15 protein-coding genes are annotated in these 15,990 nt (G+C 73.4%); 12 read left to right on the top strand and 3 right to left on the bottom strand.

The annotated features are described in order from the left end of the window. Positions 1-24 precede the first annotated feature (24 nt). Positions 25-1,212: a cytochrome P450 family protein gene (locus MUK52_RS05795; RefSeq protein ID WP_284574943.1), complete on the top strand. Its 1,188-nt coding sequence runs from the start codon at positions 25-27 to the stop codon at positions 1,210-1,212. Positions 1,213-1,269: 57 nt separating this feature from the next. Here the strand turns inward: MUK52_RS05795 and MUK52_RS05790 are convergent, their stop codons facing one another. Beyond that, entirely contained in the window at positions 1,270-2,274 is a 1,005-nt protein-coding gene (locus tag MUK52_RS05790; RefSeq protein ID WP_114054886.1) for a Gfo/Idh/MocA family protein, read from the bottom strand. A gap of 197 nt (positions 2,275-2,471) precedes the next feature. Between MUK52_RS05790 and MUK52_RS05785 the strand changes: the two genes are divergently transcribed. From MUK52_RS05785 to MUK52_RS05750, 8 genes are all read left to right on the top strand, one after another. After that, complete coding sequence (locus MUK52_RS05785) at positions 2,472-3,482, top strand: sugar ABC transporter substrate-binding protein (RefSeq protein ID WP_284574942.1); 1,011 nt, start codon at positions 2,472-2,474, stop codon at positions 3,480-3,482. Then, positions 3,479-4,537, top strand: a complete 1,059-nt coding sequence (locus MUK52_RS05780) for an ABC transporter permease (protein WP_502963541.1) — start codon at positions 3,479-3,481, stop codon at positions 4,535-4,537. Before MUK52_RS05785 ends, MUK52_RS05780 begins: the two co-directional genes overlap by 4 nt. Then, positions 4,507-5,385, top strand: a complete 879-nt coding sequence (locus tag MUK52_RS05775) for an ATP-binding cassette domain-containing protein (protein WP_428985411.1) — start codon at positions 4,507-4,509, stop codon at positions 5,383-5,385. Before MUK52_RS05780 ends, MUK52_RS05775 begins: the two co-directional genes overlap by 31 nt. After that, a complete protein-coding gene (locus MUK52_RS05770) occupies positions 5,382-6,545 on the top strand; it encodes an ROK family glucokinase (RefSeq protein WP_114054888.1) in 1,164 nt (387 codons plus the stop codon). The genes MUK52_RS05775 and MUK52_RS05770 overlap by 4 nt, the downstream gene beginning before the upstream one ends. Next, entirely contained in the window at positions 6,542-7,129 is a 588-nt protein-coding gene (locus MUK52_RS05765; RefSeq protein ID WP_114054889.1) for a hypothetical protein, read from the top strand. The genes MUK52_RS05770 and MUK52_RS05765 overlap by 4 nt, the downstream gene beginning before the upstream one ends. 16 nt (positions 7,130-7,145) lie before the next feature. Then, positions 7,146-7,778, top strand: coding sequence for an MBL fold metallo-hydrolase (locus MUK52_RS05760; RefSeq protein ID WP_284574941.1), 633 nt, complete (start codon positions 7,146-7,148; stop codon positions 7,776-7,778). 80 nt (positions 7,779-7,858) lie between these two features. Beyond that, positions 7,859-8,644: an exodeoxyribonuclease III gene (locus MUK52_RS05755; protein WP_114054891.1), complete on the top strand. Its 786-nt coding sequence runs from the start codon at positions 7,859-7,861 to the stop codon at positions 8,642-8,644. A 74-nt stretch (positions 8,645-8,718) separates the two neighbouring features. Beyond that, positions 8,719-9,171 (top strand): DUF6278 family protein, encoded by a 453-nt coding sequence (locus MUK52_RS05750; RefSeq protein ID WP_114054892.1) that lies wholly within the window; start codon positions 8,719-8,721, stop codon positions 9,169-9,171. A 51-nt stretch (positions 9,172-9,222) separates the two neighbouring features. On the opposite strand, the gene MUK52_RS05745 is transcribed toward MUK52_RS05750, so the two are convergent. Further along, a complete protein-coding gene (locus tag MUK52_RS05745) occupies positions 9,223-10,812 on the bottom strand; it encodes a CocE/NonD family hydrolase (protein ID WP_114058559.1) in 1,590 nt (529 codons plus the stop codon). A 164-nt stretch (positions 10,813-10,976) separates the two neighbouring features. Further along, positions 10,977-12,188, bottom strand: coding sequence for a L,D-transpeptidase (locus MUK52_RS05740; RefSeq protein ID WP_502963540.1), 1,212 nt, complete (start codon positions 12,186-12,188; stop codon positions 10,977-10,979). Positions 12,189-12,480: 292 nt separating this feature from the next. Between MUK52_RS05740 and MUK52_RS05735 the strand changes: the two genes are divergently transcribed. Genes MUK52_RS05735 through MUK52_RS05725 form a run of 3 tightly spaced genes read left to right on the top strand, consistent with a single transcriptional unit; the run spans position 12,481 to position 15,981 of the window. After that, entirely contained in the window at positions 12,481-13,590 is a 1,110-nt protein-coding gene (locus MUK52_RS05735; protein ID WP_246042800.1) for a lipid II:glycine glycyltransferase FemX, read from the top strand. Further along, the gene (gene murJ, locus MUK52_RS05730) at positions 13,587-15,263 is read left to right on the top strand and encodes a murein biosynthesis integral membrane protein MurJ (RefSeq protein ID WP_502963539.1); all 1,677 of its coding nucleotides are present in this window, start codon (positions 13,587-13,589) and stop codon (positions 15,261-15,263) included. The genes MUK52_RS05735 and murJ overlap by 4 nt, the downstream gene beginning before the upstream one ends. Positions 15,264-15,297: 34 nt before the next feature. Beyond that, positions 15,298-15,981 (top strand): response regulator, encoded by a 684-nt coding sequence (locus MUK52_RS05725; RefSeq protein WP_114054895.1) that lies wholly within the window; start codon positions 15,298-15,300, stop codon positions 15,979-15,981. Positions 15,982-15,990: the final 9 nt, after the last annotated feature.

Genomic DNA, 15,990 nt, shown 5'->3' with positions numbered 1-15,990 from the left:
AGCCCCCGCCGTACGCTGGGCCGCATGCCCCAACCGGACATCAGCGGAAACGCCCCGGACTTCCAGGCCGACCCCTACTCCTTCTACGCGGCGCTGCGGGCGCGGGGCCCGGTCCACCGCATCGCCGCATCCTCGGACGCGTACGAACCGGCCTGGATCGTCGTCGGCCACGAGGAGGCCCGGCAGGCCCTCACCCACCCCGGCCTCGCCAAGGACTGGCGCGAGCGCCTGCCGGACGTCCCGCACACCGCCGCCAACCTCAACATGCTGGAGTCCGACCCGCCGCAGCACACCCGGCTGCGCCGCCTGGTCGCCCGCGAGTTCACCGCCCGCCGCGTCGAGGCGCTCCGCCCCCGGGTCCGGGAGGTCACCGACGGGCTGCTCGACGCCATGGCGGCCCGCCCGCAGCGCAGCGCCGACCTCGTGCAGGCCCTCGCCTTCCCGCTGCCGATGACCGTCATCTGCGAACTGCTCGGCGTGCCCGGCCTCGACCGGGAGCGGTTCGGCCACTGGTCCAAGGCGGTCGTCTCCCCGCCCTCCGGCGCCCCCGACACCGCCGCCCACCGGCAGCTGAGCCTCTACCTCGCCGAGCTCGTCGAGGCCAAGGCCCAGGAGCCCGGCCAGGACCTGCTCTCCGCCCTCATCCGCACCCGCGACGAGGACGGAGACTCCCTCTCCCCGGACGAGCTGATCGGCATGGCCTTCCTGCTGCTGATCGCCGGCCACGAGACCACCGTCAACCTCATCTGCAACGGCGTCCGGGCCCTGCTCGCCCACCCCGCCCAGCTCGCCGCGCTCCGCGCCGACCCGGACGGGCTCCTCGACGGGGCCGTCGAGGAGATGCTGCGCCACGAGGGCCCCGTGCAGAACGCCACCTACCGGCATGCCCGCGAGGACGTGGAGATCGGGACCACCCTCATCCCCGCCGGATCCACCGTCCTCGTCTCGCTCGCCGCAGCCGACCGCGACCCGGCCCGCTACGCCGACCCCGACACCTTCGACATCCGGCGCGCACCCCAGGGCCACCTGGCCTTCGGCCACGGACTGCACTTCTGCCTCGGCGCCCCGCTCGCCCGGCTGGAGGGACGCACCGCCCTGCGCGGCCTGCTGGAGCGCTTCCCGACCCTGGCCGAGGACCCCGGCGCCGGCCCGCCCGACTGGGTCCGCGGCAGCCTCATGCGGGGAGTGACCCGGCTCCCGGTGCGCTGGTAGCCGCGGACCGTGCCCCGCCACCCGCGGCAGCCGCAGCCCGCGCCGGCGCCCGGCCGCTCACAGGCCGGGCAGCTCCGCCAGGTCCACCGGGCGCCGCTCCCGCCGCGAGAGTTCGCACGCCTCGGCGACGCGGAGCGCGGCCAGCGCCTCCCGGCCGTCGCAGGGGTTCGGCCCCTCGCCGCGCACGAGCCGGACGAATGCGGCCAGCTCCGCCTCGTACGCGGGGGCGAACCGCTCCAGGAAGCCCGTCCACGGCTTCGCCGCCGGCGGCGGGCCGTGCGGCTCCGTCGACGCGATCGGGGTGCGGTCGTCCAGCCCGGAGGAGACCTGGTCGAGCTCCCCGGCCAGCTCCATCCGGACGTCGTACCCCGCCCCGTTGCAGCGGGTCCCCGTACAGGTCACGAGTGTGGAGTCGTCCAGGACGAGCACCGCCGCGGCCGTGTCCACATCACCGGTCTCGCGGAACACCGGCGGGCCCGCGTCCGAGCCCGCCGCGTACACGTGCGCCACCTCCCGGCCGGTGACCCAGCGCACCATGTCGAAGTCGTGCACCAGGCAGTCCCGGAACAGCCCGCCCGACGTCGCCAGGTACGGCGCGGGCGGCGGCTGCGGATCGGCCGTCATCGTCCGTACGGTGTGCAGCCGGCCCAGCGCACCCGAGCGGACCAGCTCCCGCGCGGTGCGGTACCCGGCGTCGAAGCGGCGCATGAACCCCAGCTGGAGCACCCCGCCCGCGGCCTCCACCTCCCGCAGCACCGACAGCGTCCGGGCCAGGTCCGAGGCCAGCGGCTTCTCGCAGAACACCGGCAGCCCGCCCCGCACGGCCCGCACCACCAGCTCCGCGTGCGCGTCGGTGGCGCTGGAGACGACCACCGCGTCCACGCCCCAGGTGAACACCTGGTCCACGGAGGGGGCGGCCGTCGCGCCCAGCCGCTCGGCCAGCCGCGCGGCCCGCCCCGGATCGGCGTCGGCCAGCAGCAGCGAGCCGGCGTCCGGGTGGCGGGCCAGAGCCGCGGCGTGGAAGGACCCGATGCGGCCCGTTCCGATCAGCCCGATGCGCATGCACTCAACCTGGACCGCGGCGGCGGTGCTGTCAATCCGCCTGCGGGCACCCGGGCCTGCCCGGATCGCCGGGACGCCCCCGATGGCCGCACATGGTGCACTGTGGCGGATACTGGGCGGCTGGAACCGGAATGACCGCTTTGACATCAGCGGACCGCGGAAGACGAAGACACCGCACGAAGGAAGGGCACGGCAACGTGGCAAGGGTCGGGACAGGGGTACGCGTCGTCGGCGCCGTGCTCGCGGCGGTACTGGGGGCCTCCCTCGCGGGCTGCAGCAGCACGGGCGGCAAGCGCGCCGAGGATCGCGCCAAGGCCGCGGCGGCGGGCCGGCCCGCCGTGTCCACCCCCCGCTGGACCTTCGCGATGGTCACGCACGCGGGGGACGGCGACACCTTCTGGGACATCGTCCAGAAGGGCGCCAAGGAGGCCGCAGCGAAGGACAACATCAACTTCGTCTACTCGCACGACGACCAGGCGCAGCAGCAGGCCCAGCTCGTGCAGAACGCCATTGACCAGAAGGCCGACGGCATCATCGTCAGCCTCGCCAAGCCGGAGGCGCTCAAGGACGTCGTCGCCAAGGCCGTCAAGGCCGGCATCCCGGTCGTCACCGTCAACTCCGGATCCGCCCAGTCGGCCGAGTACGGCGCGCTCACCCACATCGGCCAGGACGAGCAGGTCGCCGGCGAGGCCGTCGGCGCCGAGCTGACCCGCCGCGGCCGCACGAAGGCGGTCTGCGTCCTGCACGAGCAGGGCAACGTCGGGCACGAGCAGCGGTGCGCCGGGGCGAAGAAGACCTTCGGCGGCACCATGGAGAACCTCTACGTCGAGGGCACCAACATGCCGTCCGTCCAGGCGGCCGTCCAGGCCAAGCTGCAGGCCGACCCGTCCGTGGACGCGGTCCTCACCCTCGGCGCGCCGTTCGCGGCGACCGCCGTGAAGGCGAAGGAGGCGGCGGGCAGCAAGGCCGAGGTCGACACCTTCGACCTCAACGCCGCGGTCGCCCGCGACCTGAAGTCCGGCGTCCTCGGCTTCGCCGTCGACCAGCAGCCCTACCTCCAGGGCTACCAGGCGGTCGACCTGCTGTGGCTCTACCGCTACAACGCCGACGTGCTCGGCGGCGGCCGCCCGGTCCTGACCGGTCCGCAGATCGTCACCGCCGCCGAGGCCGCCGCGCTGGAGGAGTACATCAAGCGGGGCACCCGGTGACCGCCCCCGCCCCCGCCCCCGCCCCCGCGCCCGGCGCGCCCGCCGACGAGCGGCTCGCGCCCGTCCCGCTGCTGCGCCGCCTGCTCGGCCGGCCCGAGCTGGGCGCCGTCGTCGGAGCCGCGGCCGTCTTCCTCTTCTTCTCCCTCGCCGCCGACAGCTTCCTGCGCGCGTCCAGCCTGAGCACCGTCCTGTACTCGGCGTCCACCCTCGGCATCATGGCCGTCCCCGTGGCCCTGCTGATGATCGGCGGCGAGTTCGACCTCTCCGCCGGCGTGATGGTCACCACCTCGGCCCTGGTCAGCTCGATGTTCAGCTACCAGATGACCGCCAACGTGTGGGTCGGCGTCCTCGTCTCGCTGCTGGTCACCCTCGCGCTCGGCTTCTTCAACGGCTACATGCTGACCCGCACCAAGCTGCCGAGCTTCATCATCACCCTCGGCACCTTCCTGATGCTGACCGGCCTGAACCTCGGCTTCACCAAGCTGATCACCGGCACCGTCTCCACCAAGAGCATCGCCGACATGGAGGGCTTCCCCTCCGCGCAGGCGCTCTTCGCCTCCCAGTGGACCCTCGGCCCCGTCACCCTCAAGGTCACCGTCCTGTGGTGGGCCGCCCTCGTCGCCCTCGCCACCTGGATCCTGCTGCGCACCCGCGCCGGGAACTGGATCTTCGCGGTGGGCGGCGGCGCCGACGCGGCCCGCGCCGTCGGCGTCCCCGTCGTCCGGACCCGCATCGGCCTCTACATGGGCGTCGCCCTCTGCGCCTGGATCTCCGGACAGCACATCCTGTTCTCGTACGACGTCGTCCAGTCCGGCGAGGGCGTCGGCAACGAGTTCCTCTACATCATCGCGGCCGTCATCGGCGGCTGCCTGATGACCGGCGGCTACGGCTCCGCCATCGGCGCGGCCGTGGGCGCCCTCATCTTCGGCATGACCAGCAACGGCATCGTGTACGCCCAGTGGAACCCCGACTGGTTCAAGTTCTTCCTCGGCGCGATGCTCCTGCTGGCCGCGCTGCTCAACGCATGGGTCCGCAAGCGGGCGGAGGCGAAGTGACACCCCTCGTGAAGCTGACCGGAGTCAGCAAGTCCTACGGCAGCATCCGCGCCCTGAGGGACGTCTCCCTGGAGGTCTCGGCCGGCGGGATCACCTGCGTCCTCGGCGACAACGGCGCCGGCAAGTCCACCCTCATCAAGATCATCTCGGGGCTGCACCGGCACGACTCCGGCACCTTCGAGATCGAGGGCGAGGAGACCGAACTCGCCAACCCGCGCGCCGCCCTGGACCGCGGCATCGCCACCGTCTACCAGGACCTGGCCGTCGTCCCCCTCATGCCCGTGTGGCGGAACTTCTTCCTCGGCTCCGAGCCCACCCGGGGCCGCGGCCCGCTGCGCCGCCTCGACGTGGACCTCATGCGCCGCACGACCCGGGCCGAGCTGCTGCGCATGGGCATCGACCTGCGCGACGTCGACCAGCCGATCGGCACCCTCTCCGGCGGCGAGCGGCAGTGCGTGGCCATCGCCCGCGCCGTCCACTTCGGCGCCAAGGTCCTCGTCCTGGACGAGCCCACCGCAGCCCTGGGCGTGAAGCAGTCCGGCGTCGTCCTGAAGTACGTCGCCGCCGCCCGGGACGCCGGACTCGGCGTGGTCCTCATCACCCACAACCCGCACCACGCCCACCTCGTCGGCGACCGCTTCGTCCTGCTCAAGCGCGGTGCGATGGCCGGCAGCCACACCCGCGACTCGATCACCCTCGACGAGCTCACCCGGCAGATGGCCGGCGGCTCCGAGCTGGACGAGCTGAGCCACGAACTGGCCCGGGTGGCACAATCGGGACCGCAGCCCCCCGAGCCCGCCGGGCCCGCGGGCACCACCGCACCGCCGAGGGACGACACGACTCGATGAGCACGTACCGGGACTTCACGCTCACCCACCGAGGGTCGGCGCGGGGCACCGTCCTGCGGACCATCGGGTCCCGTGAGCGCCGGTCGCACCTGACCGCCCCCCGCGTCCCCACCGTCGGCATCGACATCGGCGGCACCAAGGTCATGGCGGGCGTCGTCGACGCCGACGGCGTGATCCTGGAGAAGATCCGCACCGAGACCCCCGACAAGTCCAAGAGCCCCAAGGTCGTCGAGGACACCATCGTCGAGCTCGTCCTCGACCTCTCCGACCGCCACGACGTCCACGCCGTCGGCATCGGCGCGGCCGGCTGGGTCGACGCCGACCGCTCCCGCGTCCTCTTCGCCCCCCACCTGGCCTGGCGCGACGAGCCGCTGCGCGACGCCCTCCAGTCCCGCCTCGCCGTCCCCGTCATGGTCGACAACGACGCCAACACCGCCGCCTGGGCCGAGTGGCGCTTCGGGGCCGGCCGCGGCGAGGACAACCTCGTCATGATCACGCTCGGCACCGGCATCGGCGGCGCGATCCTGGAGGGCGGCCAGGTCAAGCGCGGCCGGTACGGGGTCGCCGGCGAGTTCGGCCACATGCAGGTCGTCCCCGGCGGCCACCGCTGCCCCTGCGGCAACCGCGGCTGCTGGGAGCAGTACAGCTCCGGCAACGCCCTGGTCCGCGAGGCCCGCGAGCTCGCCGCCGCCGACTCCCCGGTGGCGTACGGCATCATCGCCCGCGTCGGCGGCAACATCCAGGAGATCACCGGCCCGCTCATCACCGAGCTCGCCCGCGAGGGCGACGCCATGTGCATCGAGCTCCTCCAGGACATCGGCCAGTGGCTCGGCGTCGGCATCGCCAACCTCGCCGCCGCCCTGGACCCCTCCTGCTTCGTCATCGGCGGAGGCGTCAGCGCCGCCGACGACCTGCTGATCGGCCCCGCCCGGGACGCCTTCCGCAGGCACCTGACCGGGCGCGGCTACCGGCCCGAGGCCCGCATCGCCAAGGCCCAGCTCGGCCCCGAGGCCGGCATGGTCGGGGCCGCCGACCTCGCCCGGCTCGTCGCCCGCCGCTTCCGCCGCGCCACCCGCCGGCGCGTCGAGCGGTACGAGCGCTACGCGCAGCTCGGCCGCCGCAAGACCCCCGGCCCCGACGACCAGGACGACACGCAGTGACACCGCCCACCCTGCCCCGCCAGGCGCCCGCCCCCGACGAGAGCGGCGCACCGCCCCCCGCGGAGGACCGCAAGCACGTCGTCCGGCGCCGCTGGATCACGGCCCTGATCATCCTGCTGCTGATCGGCGTCCCCGCCGGCTACCTCGCCGTCTCCGCGCAGCAGAGCCGCGAGAGCGGCCGCGACAAGGCCGCCAAGGTCGGCGCCACGAAGGTCCGGCCCGCCTGGCCCTCGCGGGTGCAGCGCAGCATCTACGACGTGCCCATCCCCCAGAAGGCCTGGAAGGTCGGCTTCCTGGAGACGAACAACTGGCACACCAGCCGGCTGTACGTGCAGTTCGCCGTCACCCCCGCCGACCTGGACGGCTTCCTCGCCGACCTCGGCACCAGCCGCGCCGAGCTGACCCGCGGCGTGGCGATCGACGCGCACGACACGGCCGTCTCGGGCTGGAACTGGAAACCGCACAGGACCTGGTACGGGACCACCCTGGAGCAGCCCGCCCCCCGTCCCACCCGCGACGTGACCGTCGACCTCACCGACCCGGCCAAGCCGAGCGTCTACGTCGTCTCGACCGCGGTCCCGTAGGCCCTAGCCTGGGATCATGAAGCTCACCAAGCGGCTGCACTCCTGCGTCCAGCTCGAAAAGGACGGGCGCGTCCTCGTCATCGACCCGGGTGCCTTCAGCGAGCCCGACGCCGGCCTGGGCGCGGACGCCCTGCTCGTCACGCACGAGCACCCCGACCACTTCGACGAGGGCCGGCTGCGGGCCGCCCTCGACGCGAACCCCGCCGCCGCCCTGTGGACGCTGCGCAGCGTCGCCGAGCGGCTCGCCCCCGCCTACCCGGGCCGGGTCCACACCGTCGGGCACGGCGACGCCTTCACCGCGGCCGGGTTCGACGTCCAGGTGCACGGCGAGCTGCACGCCGTGATCCACCCCGACATCCCGCGGATCACGAACGTCGGCTACCTCGTGGAGGGTTCGCTGTTCCACCCCGGCGACGCCCTCACCGTGCCCGGGGTGCCCGTCGAGACGCTGATGGTGCCGGTGCACGCGCCGTGGAACAAGGTGTCCGAGGTGATCGACTACCTGCGCGAGGTGCGGCCGCGCCGGGCCATCGACATCCACGACGTCTACCTCGCCGACATCGCCCGGCCGATCTACGACACGGCCCTCGGGAACCTCGGCCGCACCGGCCACGGGCGGCTCGCCGCGGGCGAGGCCACCGAGGTGTGACGGCCCCCGCAGGCCGCCGCCCCGGCGCCGGGACGGCCGGTGCCGGACGGCTGTCGGCACCGGGCGGTAGGTTGGGACGCATGCGTATCGCCACGTTCAACGTCAACTCCATCACCGCCCGGCTGCCCCGCCTGCTGGCCTGGCTGGAGAGCTCCGGCACCGATGTCCTGTGCGTGCAGGAGGCCAAGTGCTCCGACGCGCAGTTCCCGCACGACGCGCTGCGCGAGCTCGGCTACGAGTCTGCCGTCAACGCCACCGGCAGGTGGAACGGCGTCGCCCTGCTCTCCAGGGTCGGCCTGGAGGACGTGGTCAAGGGCCTGCCCGGCGGACCGGACTACGAGGGCGTCCAGGAGCCCCGGGCCATCTCCGCGACCTGCGGCGGGGTCCGCCTGTGGTCGGTGTACGTGCCCAACGGCCGCGAGGTCGAGCACGACCACTACGGCTACAAGCTGGAGTGGTTCCGGGCGCTGTCCGAGGCCGTCGCCGAGGACGCCGCCGGCCCGCGCCCCTTCGCCGTGCTCGGCGACTTCAACGTGGCCCCCACCGACGAGGACGTCTACGACCCCGCCGTCTTCGCCGGCCTCACCCATGTCACCCCCGCCGAGCGGGCCGCGCTGGAGGCACTGCGCGCCGCCGGCCTGTCCGACGTGGTGCCGCGGCCCCTCAAGTACGACCGCCCCTACACGTACTGGGACTACCGCCAGCTCGCCTTCCCGAAGAACCGCGGCATGCGCATCGACCTCGTCTACGGGAACGCGCCGTTCGCCAAGGCCGTCACCGACGCGTACGTCGACCGCGAGGAGCGCAAGGGCAAGGGCGCCTCCGACCACGCGCCCGTCGTCGTGGACCTCGACCTGGACGCCTGACGGCCGGCCCGCGGCCGCAGGAATACAGGCGCGCCCTGTGGCCCGCGGGGCCCCTTGGTGCCACGCTGTTCGGTATGGACATGCCCTTTCTGGCCCACTGGCGCAACCGGAGCGACACGCAGCGGGGCGCGGGTCTCGCCGCCGCGGTGGCGGAAGACCCGGCGGGCGTCGGCGAGCTGTTCGCGGAGTGCGAGGTGCTGAGCGTCCACGCGCGGGCGGCCGGGCTGGAACTCGACGGCACCCCGGCCTCCTTGGAGGCGCTGGACCAGCTGATGCCGCGCTGGCGCAGGGAGCCCGAGGTGGTGCCCTGGCTCGGCAACGACGCGGGCTTCTACCTCGGGACGGTGATCATCCGGACCTGCCCGGGGGCCCGCTGGCAGGTCTGGCCGAACGGCCAGCCGGTGGTCCGCCTCGCCTCGGGCCGCGAGCTGAACGTCATCGAGTCGGGGGTGTCCTGGGCGATGACCGGCTCGCCGGAGCTGTCCCAGGCGTACGCGGAGGCCTCGGAGGGCGCCGAGGGCCGCTAGCGGCCCGTCGGCCGCCGGGCGGGACCGGCGGCCTGTGCGCACCCGGCGGTGTCAGCGGGCTCCGAGCGGGACCGAGACGTACGAGGGGTCCTGGCGCGGCGAGGAGAAGGTGAGCTGCGCCCCCGCGGGGTTGTACTCCGCGTACAGGGGGTCGACGGTGTCGATGACGAGGGCCAGGCGGTGGCCCGCGGGCACGTCGTACGCCGTGGAGAACAAATCGAGGTCGACGCCGAAGGGGCGGCCGGGCGTCTTGCCGTGGAAGGTGTGGGGGGCGTGGGTGACGAGTTTGCCGATGCCGAGGGGGCCCACGTCGTAGAGGTAGGCGACGAAGGTGCCGTCGGACCGGGTGGGGGTGACGGTGGTGTGCAGGCGGGCGGTGCCGCGCACGCGGCGCTCGGAGCCGAGGCGGTCCGACTGCCAGACCGCGGCGAAGGCGCGGGGGAGCAGCGGCACGGACGCCATGGGCGGGATCTTCGTGAACTGGTCGAGGGCGCTGGACAGGAGCACGATGCCGCCGTCGGCGCCGGTGTTGACGCCGGTGAAGAGGTGCTCGGTGTCGGAGAGGGCGATCTTCTCGGTGCCGGCGGAGCCGACTGACTTCCAGTCGGCGTAGCCCTCGTACCCGCTGCTGCTGCGGGACTTGATCTGCACGGGCGGCTCGGTGTCGACGCCGTTGCGTTCGCCCCTGAGGTGGCGGTCGAACCAGCGGCGGGCGCTGTCCCAGGTGTCGTTGGGCAGGCCGAACAGGCCGAGGCCCTCGGCGGTGGCGTGGTCGCCGGGGCGGAACTCCAGCCGCTTCGGGCCGGTCAGCTTCTCGAAGAAGGAGGCGTACTGGTTGGGCGGGAAGATGGTGTCGCCCCAGGCGTTGCCGAGCATGACGGCGGTGCCGTTGGCGTTCAGCCGGTCGACGTGTTCGGCGGGCGACCGCTTGCGGCCCCAGTCGATCATCTGCTGCTCGCGCTGCAGGTCGGAGGCGAGGAAGTCGCGGAGGATGCGGTCGAGTTCGGGGCCGGGGCGGCCGGTGAGCCGCCCGGTCGCGCCGAGCAGGGCGGCGGCCTGGACGTGCTGGGTGCGGCCGGAGTAGATGGACTCGACGAGGTCGGCCCAGCCGCTGAGCGCGACGACGGCCTTGATGCGGGGGTCGTGTGCGGAGGCGAGGAGGCTGATGCCGGCGCCGTAGGAGACGCCGCCGACGCCGATCCGGGCGGGGTCGGCGGGGGTGTGGGCGAGGGCCCAGTCGATGACGGCGGAGACGTCGGCGACGTCGGGCGGGCCCGCCACCTCGATCTGCCCGCCGGAGAGCCAGAAGCCGCGGGAGGTGTAGCTGACGACGACGTACCCGGAGTCGGCGAGCTTCTTGGCCTGCGCCAGGTACTCGACCTGCGGCATGGACCAGCTGCTCGGGAGGACGACCAGCGGGTGCCGGCTACCGGGCCGGGAGCCGGCCGGGGTGAGGACGTTGCCCTTGAGGGTGATGCCGCCCGAGCCGGGGATGTCGTGGAAGGACAGGCCCGGTACGGCCGCCGCGGCCTCGGCGTACGGGACGGCGGGGGCGGAGCCGGTGGGGGCGGTGGACGGGACGGCCGCCCGGGCCTGATGGGGTGTCAGGCCCAGGGCGGCGACGGCCAGGGCGGCTGCCATGGCCGCCGCGGTGGGGGTGCGGACCACAGGGGGCTCCTCGCGTGCGCCGGTGTCGGAGTGACCGAACGGTAACCGGAGCCGCTTACCGGAGGTAACCCGCCGGTAAGTTACGCACTGGTAACGATTGTTGGGCGATGCACGCTTATGGGCGGGGCGGCGCCGTCTCAGCCGTTCTGGGCAGCGCCGGAGAGGGCGCTCTTGGCCTTCCACTCGTCCCAGGAGAGGTTCCACTGGCCGTACCCGTTGCCGATGTCGGCCCGGCCCTTGGAGCCGCTGCCCGCGACCTCGACCGGGTCGCCGACCTGGGCCGTGCCGAACAGCCACTTGGCGTCGGAGTCGCTCATGCCGACACATCCGGAACTGGCGTTCTCCCGGCCGAACTTCGCGGCGTTCCACGGCGCGGCGTGGATGTACATGCCGGACCAGGTCACGCGCATCGAGTAGTCGACCATCTTGTCGTAGGCGTCGCCCAGGCCCACCGTCTGGGAGTCCATCCGGATGGTGCCCTCCTTGGTCATCAGCACCATCTTCCCGGACCAGGAGGCCTTCTTGCCGCCGGGCGTGCCCGCCGAGACCGGGATCGACTTCACGGTCTGGCCGTCCTCGACCACGTTCATCCTCTTGGCGTCCAGGTCGACCTGGAGCCGGCGGTCCTTGCCGATCGTGAAGTTCGTGTCGTAGTCGCGGACGAAGTAGCCGCCGCCCGGGCCGGAGTCCACGCCGTTCAGGCTCATCTCGACCTTGACCTCGGTCCCGGACTTCCAGTAGTCCTTCGGCCGCCAGTCCACGCGGTCGTTGCCGGTGTAGTCCTTGAACCAGCCCCAGGAACCCTCGGTGTTGTTCGAGGTGGTCACCTTCAGGCGCTTCTCCACCTCGGCCTTGTTCTTCACCGGGTTGTCGAACACCAGCGAGACCGGCTGGCCCACGCCCATCGTGGAGCCCTTGCCCGGCACGATCGTGACCTTGTTCACCTTGTCCGCGGCCGCCGTCCCGAACTGCGCCGTCGCGGTCTGGCTGTCGGTGTTCTGCGCGTCGACCCTGTACTGCGTGCCCGGCGCCGCATTGCGCTCCGAGGTCCACGTCCTGCCGTCGTCGGCTATCTTGCCCGGCAGTTCGCCGCCCTTGCCGTCGGACACCTTCACCAGGGACAGCTTCCCCTCGGCGAGCGTGACCGTCACCGGCTCCCCGGCCTTGGCCTGCTCGCCCGTCAGGTTCACCGAGATGGCCATCTCCGACTTCTTCTTCTGATCGCCCTTCGCGTCACCGCCCTCCTTCGCGCCACCGCCGCCGCATGCGGTCAGGGCGGCGGCCATGAGTACGGCGGTGCCCGCCACAACGGCGTGGCGGCGTCGGGCGAGGCGGCGTGTGCGGCTCAACGGAGGGCCCTCTCGGGTAGCGGCGTCAGGGATCGTCCGCACAAGGAGATGCGGTCAGGGCGACTCTAGGTTGCGCAATCATCGGAAAAGATCCCGCAGCCGCCTGTGACGCGGACCGGAGCAGAACGGTCATGGAACGGTCACATTCGTTGCGCAGCACGGTCATCGACGCCTGTGAGAGTCCTGTGCGCCCCACCCACAGCCCCGCCCGGACGGGACGTACAGGAAGGCCACCGCCGTGTGCGCACTGCTCGCCACCCCCTCCCTGCGGCACGGGGAGCCCGACCGGACGGTGCGCTCCCTGTCCACCGCCGAATACAGCGCATTCCTCCGCCGCCACGGTCGGGCCAGCTTTCTCCAATACCCCTCCTGGGCCGCCGTAAAGGACCTCTGGCGGGCGGAAACGGTCGGATGGCACCGCCCCGGCGGGGAAATCACCGGCGCCGCACTCGTGCTCTACCGCCAGTTCCCCGGCACCCGCAAATACTTCGCCTACCTCCCCGAAGGACCCGTCGCCGACTGGTCAGACCCCCGCATCGACCCCTGGCTGCGCCCCCTCATGCGCCACCTGCGCGCCGCCGGGGCCTTCGCCGTCCGCATCGGCCCCTCGCCCGCCTACCGCCGCTGGGACGCCGCCGTCCTCAAGGCCGCCACCGGGCCCGGCCGCCGCCTCGCCGACGTCCTCGCCACCGAGGTCGACCCGGTCGGCGCCGCCCTCGCCGACCGCCTGCGCACCCGCGGCTGGCAGCGCTGCGGGGGCGAGGACGACGGCGACGCCCAGCCCCGCCACGTCTTCCGGGTGCCGCTGGCCGGCCGCTCCCTGGACGACCTCTGGTCCGGCCTCAACCAGGAATGGCGCCGCAACGTCCGCAAGGCCGCCAAGTCCGGCGTGGAAACCGTCCTCGGCACCGCCGCCGACCTGCCCGAGTTCCACCGGCTGCTGCGCATCACCGAGGAGCGCGACGGCTTCCGCCTCGGCCGCTCCCTCGCCTACTACCAGCAGCAGTACGCCGTCCTCAACGCCGAGGCCCCCGGCCGGATGCGGCTCTACCTCGCCGTCCACGAAGGCGAGGTCCTCGCCGCCCACACCATGGTGTCCACCGGGCAGCGGGTCTGGTACCAGACCGGCGCCTCCGCCGACCACCGCCGCGAGGTGCGGCCCAGCAACGCCCTGCAGTGGCGCATGATGCGCGACGCCCACACCCTCGGGGCGGACGAGTACGACATGCGCGGGGTACCCTCCACACTCGACCCCGACGAACGTTCTTTCGGACTGCTGCGCTGGAAGCTCGGAACCGGCGGACAGGTCGTCGAAACGCTCGGAGAGTGGGAGACAGCGATGGACGGGTACGCGAACGCGGCCCTGCACAAGGCATTCCAGGCCTACCTGGCCCGCCGGTGACCGCCGCCGCACCCGCACCGGGCACCACCGCAGCACCCGGCGGCGCCGCTCCCGCCGCCGGGCAGCCCCGCGGCTCCGTGCTGCGCAGCGGCGCCCTCATGGCCGCCGGCTCCGTCGTCTCCCGCGCCACCGGCTTCGTCCGCTCCGCCGTCGTCGTCGCCGCCCTCGGCACCGGGCTGCTCGGAGACGCGTACACCGTCGCCAACACCGTCCCGAACATCCTCTACATACTGCTCATAGGCGGCGCCCTGAACGCCGTCTTCGTCCCCGAGCTGGTCCGCGCAGCCCGGCAGCACCCCGACGGCGGGGCCGCCTACACCGACCGGCTGCTGACCGCCTGCACGGCGGCCCTCCTGCTGCTGACCGCCGCCGCCGTGCTCGCCGCCCCCGCGATCGTCGCCGCGTACACCCCGTACACGGGCGCCCAGGCCGACACCACCACCGCCCTCGCCCGCTACTGCCTGCCGCAGATCCTCTTCTACGGCCTCTTCACCCTGCTCGGACAGGTGCTGAACGCCCGCGGCCGGTTCGGCGCCATGATGTGGACCCCCGTCCTCAACAACGTCGTGGTCACCGCCGTCTTCGGGTACTTCCTGTACGCCGCCCACGGCGGCGACGGCCTCACCGCCGCCGAGACCCGCCTCCTCGGCCTCGGCACCACCGCCGGCATCGTCGTCCAGGCCGCCGCGCTCGCCCCCTCGCTGCGCGCCGCCGGCTTCCGCTGGCGCCCCCGCTTCGACTGGCGCGGCAGCGGCCTGGCCCGGCCGCTGCGCAACGCCGGCTGGACGGTCCTGCTCGTCCTCACCAACCAGATCGGCTACTGGGTCGTCACCCGGCTGTCCACCACCGCCGGCGGGCAGGCCGTCGAGGCAGGCCTCGCCGGAGGCGCCGGCTACACCGCCTACAGCAACGCCCACCAGCTGTGGATCGTCCCCCAGGGCATCATCACCGTCTCCCTGGTCACCGCCCTGATGCCCCGCATGAGCGCCTCCGCCGCCGACGGCGACCTCGCCTCCGTCCGCCGGGACGTCTCCTCCGCGCTGCGCTCCAGCGCCGCCCTCGTCGTCCCGGCCGCGGCGCTGCTCGCCGCGCTCGCCCCCTGGGTCATCGGCAGCGTCTTCGGGTACGGCCGCACCGGCGCCGCCGACGTCGCGGTCATGGCCGGCATGCTCGCCGCCTTCGCCCCCGGCCTCATCGCGCTGTCCGGCCAGTACGTCCTCACCCGCGGCTTCTACGCCCTTTCCGACACCCGCACCCCCTTCCTGCTGAACCTGGTCATCGCCGGACTCAACGCCGGGCTGTCCGCCGCCGCCTTCCTGCTGCTGCCCCCGCGCTGGGCCGTCACCGGCATGGCCGCCGCCTACTCCGCCGCCCTGTGCGCCGGCCTCGCCGCGACCGCCTGGACCCTCGCCCGGCGGCTCGGCCCGCGCCCCGGCCCGGCCGGCCGGGACACCGACACCGCCCTGCGCACCCACCTGCGGCTCCTCGCCGCGTCCCTGCCCGCGGCCGCCGCCGGCCACGCCGCCGCCCGGGCCGCCGCCCCGGCAGGGGACATCACGGCCGCCGCCGCAGGAACCGCCGTGATCGCCCTCGTCGTCGTCCTGCTCGCCCGGCCGCTGCGCCTGACCGCCCTCACCCGCCTGCTGGACTCCCTGCGGCGCAAGCGCCGCTGACCCGGGAGCAGCCCGACTGCTTGGACACCGCCCGATGCCCCGCGTACTGCTGATCGAGGACGACCCCTCCGTCCGCGCCGGAGTCGGCCTCGGCCTGCGCCGCCGCGGCCACGAGGTGGCCGCCGCCGACACCGGAGAGGCCGGCCTCGCCCTGATGGGCGGCTTCCACCCGGAACTCGTCCTGCTCGACCTGATGCTGCCCGGAATCAACGGCGTACAGGTCTGCCGCCGCATCCGCGAGACCAGCCAGGTCCCGATCATCATGCTCACCGCGCGCGGCGACGACTTCGACATCGTCGTCGGGCTGGAGGCCGGCGCCGACGACTACATCGTCAAGCCCGCCCGCACCGAGGTCATCGAAGCGCGCATCAAGGCCGTGCTGCGCCGCCTCGGCGCCCCCGCCGGCGGCCGGCCCCAGGTGGAGTTCCACGGCGACCTCGCCGTCGACCGGGCCGGGCTGACCGTCGCCCGGGGCGGCGAGCGCATCGCCCTGGCCCCCAGCGAACTCAAGCTGCTGCTCCACCTGTCGGCCTCCCCCGAACAGGTCTTCTCCCGCCAGCAGCTCCTGGAGTACGTGTGGGAGCACAGCTACCACGCCGACGCCCGGCTCGTGGACGCCTGTGTGCGCCGCCTGCGCCACAAGATCGAGGACCCGGACGGCGCGCCCCGCTACATCCAGACCGTGCGGGGCTTCGGCTACCGCTTCGGCCCCCTGTAGGCGGGCCCG

Origin of the sequence: Streptomyces sp. 2P-4 (genome assembly GCF_030167965.1) — a bacterium.
Classification (GTDB): domain Bacteria; phylum Actinomycetota; class Actinomycetes; order Streptomycetales; family Streptomycetaceae; genus Streptomyces; species Streptomyces globosus_A.
The sequence above is the reverse complement of the archived record's forward strand: the minus strand, read 5'-3'. Positions and strand labels throughout refer to the sequence as shown.

Coding starts and splice junctions, on each gene's coding strand:
- MUK52_RS05795 (WP_284574943.1), top strand. CDS start 25: ATGCCCCAACCGGACATCAGCGGAAACGCCCCGGACTTCCAGGCCGAC.
- MUK52_RS05790 (WP_114054886.1), bottom strand. CDS start 2,274: ATGCGCATCGGGCTGATCGGAACGGGCCGCATCGGGTCCTTCCACGCC.
- MUK52_RS05775 (WP_428985411.1), top strand. CDS start 4,507: ATGGGTCCGCAAGCGGGCGGAGGCGAAGTGACACCCCTCGTGAAGCTG.
- MUK52_RS05770 (WP_114054888.1), top strand. CDS start 5,382: ATGAGCACGTACCGGGACTTCACGCTCACCCACCGAGGGTCGGCGCGG.
- MUK52_RS05760 (WP_284574941.1), top strand. CDS start 7,146: ATGAAGCTCACCAAGCGGCTGCACTCCTGCGTCCAGCTCGAAAAGGAC.
- MUK52_RS05755 (WP_114054891.1), top strand. CDS start 7,859: ATGCGTATCGCCACGTTCAACGTCAACTCCATCACCGCCCGGCTGCCC.
- MUK52_RS05750 (WP_114054892.1), top strand. CDS start 8,719: ATGGACATGCCCTTTCTGGCCCACTGGCGCAACCGGAGCGACACGCAG.
- MUK52_RS05745 (WP_114058559.1), bottom strand. CDS start 10,812: ATGGCAGCCGCCCTGGCCGTCGCCGCCCTGGGCCTGACACCCCATCAG.
- MUK52_RS05725 (WP_114054895.1), top strand. CDS start 15,298: ATGCCCCGCGTACTGCTGATCGAGGACGACCCCTCCGTCCGCGCCGGA.